This is a genomic window from Lyngbya sp. CCY1209, from assembly GCF_035615495.1.
GTDB lineage: Bacteria > Cyanobacteriota > Cyanobacteriia > Cyanobacteriales > Microcoleaceae > Limnospira.
On sequence record NZ_JAJENU010000614.1, the window covers coordinates 1 to 2,230 of the forward strand.

The 2,230-nt window shown below is 54.1% G+C and carries 3 protein-coding genes; 1 reads left to right on the top strand and 2 read right to left on the bottom strand.

Going from position 1 to position 2,230, the window contains the following annotated elements; genetic code table 11:
• Positions 1-93: 93 nt before the first annotated feature.
• Both purQ and purS read right to left on the bottom strand, forming a co-directional pair.
• A complete protein-coding gene (gene purQ, locus LKE08_RS23190) occupies positions 94-765 on the bottom strand; it encodes a phosphoribosylformylglycinamidine synthase subunit PurQ (protein WP_324706643.1) in 672 nt (223 codons plus the stop codon).
• 238 nt (positions 766-1,003) lie between these two features.
• Complete coding sequence (gene purS, locus LKE08_RS23195) at positions 1,004-1,300, bottom strand: phosphoribosylformylglycinamidine synthase subunit PurS (protein WP_324706645.1); 297 nt, start codon at positions 1,298-1,300, stop codon at positions 1,004-1,006.
• Between the two features lie 169 nt (positions 1,301-1,469).
• Here purS and LKE08_RS23200 point away from each other — a divergent pair, with 169 nt between their 5' ends.
• Positions 1,470-1,916: a DUF2267 domain-containing protein gene (locus LKE08_RS23200; RefSeq protein ID WP_324706644.1), complete on the top strand. Its 447-nt coding sequence runs from the start codon at positions 1,470-1,472 to the stop codon at positions 1,914-1,916.
• The last annotated feature ends 314 nt before the right edge of the window (positions 1,917-2,230 follow it).

A 2,230-nucleotide genomic window follows, 5' to 3' on the forward strand; every position in this document is an offset into this window, starting at 1 on the left:
CGACTCAAAGCCCCCAGTATTGGGGGTTTGGGGGCCAGACAATTTTACAAATGGTTTCCGATTGCTATAGGTGGGGATGAAGAAACCATATAATTAAACAGCCGCCAACTCCTTCAACAACCCCTCAAACAATCTGATCCCGTCAGTATTTCCCAGCATCGGATCGGACGCCCGTTCCGGGTGCGGCATCATCCCCAAAACCGTCCCCTGGCGGTTACAAATTCCGGCGATATTGTTGAGGGAACCGTTGGGATTATCTCCCGCATAGCGGAAAACCACCTGATTGTTATCCTCCAATTCCGCCAGCGTATCCGCGTCGGCGTAATAACAACCTTCCCCGTGGGCGATGGGAAGAGTAATTGTTTCGTTGGGGGAGTAATTTTGCGTCCAGGGAGTGTTAGTGTTCGTCACCGTCAGCGGAACGCGATCGCAAATAAAATGCAAATCCCGATTTCGCACCAAGGCCCCCGGCAGCAGTCCGGCTTCCGTCAACACCTGGAAACCGTTGCAAATCCCGATCGCCAACTTTCCGGCGTTGACGTGCTCCACCGTCGCCCTCATAATGGGGGAAAACCGGGCGATCGCACCACAGCGGAGATAGTCGCCGTAGCTAAACCCCCCCGGAATCACCACCACATCGATATCCGAAAGATCCGTATCTTGATGCCACACCATGCGGGTGGGTTGGTTCAACAATCCCTGCGTCACCCAAGCCACATCGCGATCGCAGTTGGAACCGGGAAAAACGAGAACGCCAAATTTCATATCGCAGTGTGAAATAATTCGTGAAAATTTAATCCATTTGAAGCCCCCAGAATTGGGGGTTTGGGGGCCTGGGAAGCCCCCAGAATTGGGGGTTTGGGGGCCTGGTAAGCCCCCAGAATTGGGGGTTTGGGGGCCTGGGAAGCCCCCAGAATTGGGGGTTTGGGGGCCATTTCTCAAAGCCCCCAGAATTGGGGGTTTGGGGGCCTGGTAAGCCCCCAGAATTGGGGGTTTGGGGGCCTTAACTCGCCGCAGTCGTTGCAGTTTCCGATACCGGAGTCAAGTCGAACCGGTAGGTTTCGATCACCGGGTTGGCGAGGATGCGATCGCAAATTTCGTCCAACTCTCGCTTCGCCTCCTCCTCATTCTCCGCCGTCAGCGTCGCTTCAATATACTTGCCGATCCGGATCTGTTCCACATTTTCATATCCCATCTGCCGGACGCCCGACCGAACCGCCGTTCCCGCCGGGTCCAACACCGAGGGACGAAGGGTGACGTAGATTTTAGCCTGAAATGTTTGTGCCACGGCACTACCTATCCTACCGAACTGACATCCCCCATTATCCCCCACGCCTCGATTTTCCGGAACTTCGGGGGGCGAGAATTTCTAGCAATTTTTACAAAATTCCGCAAGGGACTTGCAACAAATCTTAACAATGCGTTACACTACGTTACAGATAGAAAAGCAAACGAGAGATAAACTTTATATGACAGTTGCTACAACCGCATCCTTTTTAGAGCAGATCCAAATCAAAACCGGACTCGACGATATTTATGATGCCCGGGACCTCTCGGAGGTCGTCTTCCGCACCATGCGGGACCTGATGACCAAAGAAGCAAGCGATCGCATCGCCACCGACCTGGCCAACTCCACCTACCTCTCCGACGCGGAACGCCCGGAAATCATCGCCCTCTGGAAAGACACCAATCCCCTGGTGCGCCTCCTGAGCCGGATGCGTTCCCCCTTTGTCATCGAAGACGATACCTTTATCTTCCGGGTGGAACAGGAAGGCACGATGCCCAAAAACATGGACGGCATCACGGTGGTCGGCGTCGTCTTCTCGACCCTGAAAAAAGCCCTCTCCGCCGCCAGCATTCGAGAAATCGGTCAAACCCTGCCCGGTCAAATTCGCGTCATGTGGCAAAACGCCTAGCTTTCACCCGTGTCACAAAATCTTCATGAGGCTGACACAAGTCTGTAACAAGGGGCGAGTATTCTAAAAACAGTAAGCAAGTTTAGTTGCTCGCTCCTCACACCATCATATCTGGACTATCCACCGCCACCGCGTCGGTGGATTTTTTTTTGGCAATTCCCCAGCAGGGGAGGCATGGGGGCAGGGAGGCGGAGGAGGCAGAGGGGGCAGAGGGGGCATCTTACATCAGATTCGTACAACCTCCCCAATCATCTTTAGATGATTTGAGCTGGTAGGGGCGCAAGGCTTGCGCCCTCGGGAATTGATTCCCAAGC

Coding starts and splice junctions, on each gene's coding strand:
- purQ (WP_324706643.1), bottom strand. CDS start 765: ATGAAATTTGGCGTTCTCGTTTTTCCCGGTTCCAACTGCGATCGCGAT.
- LKE08_RS23200 (WP_324706644.1), top strand. CDS start 1,470: ATGACAGTTGCTACAACCGCATCCTTTTTAGAGCAGATCCAAATCAAA.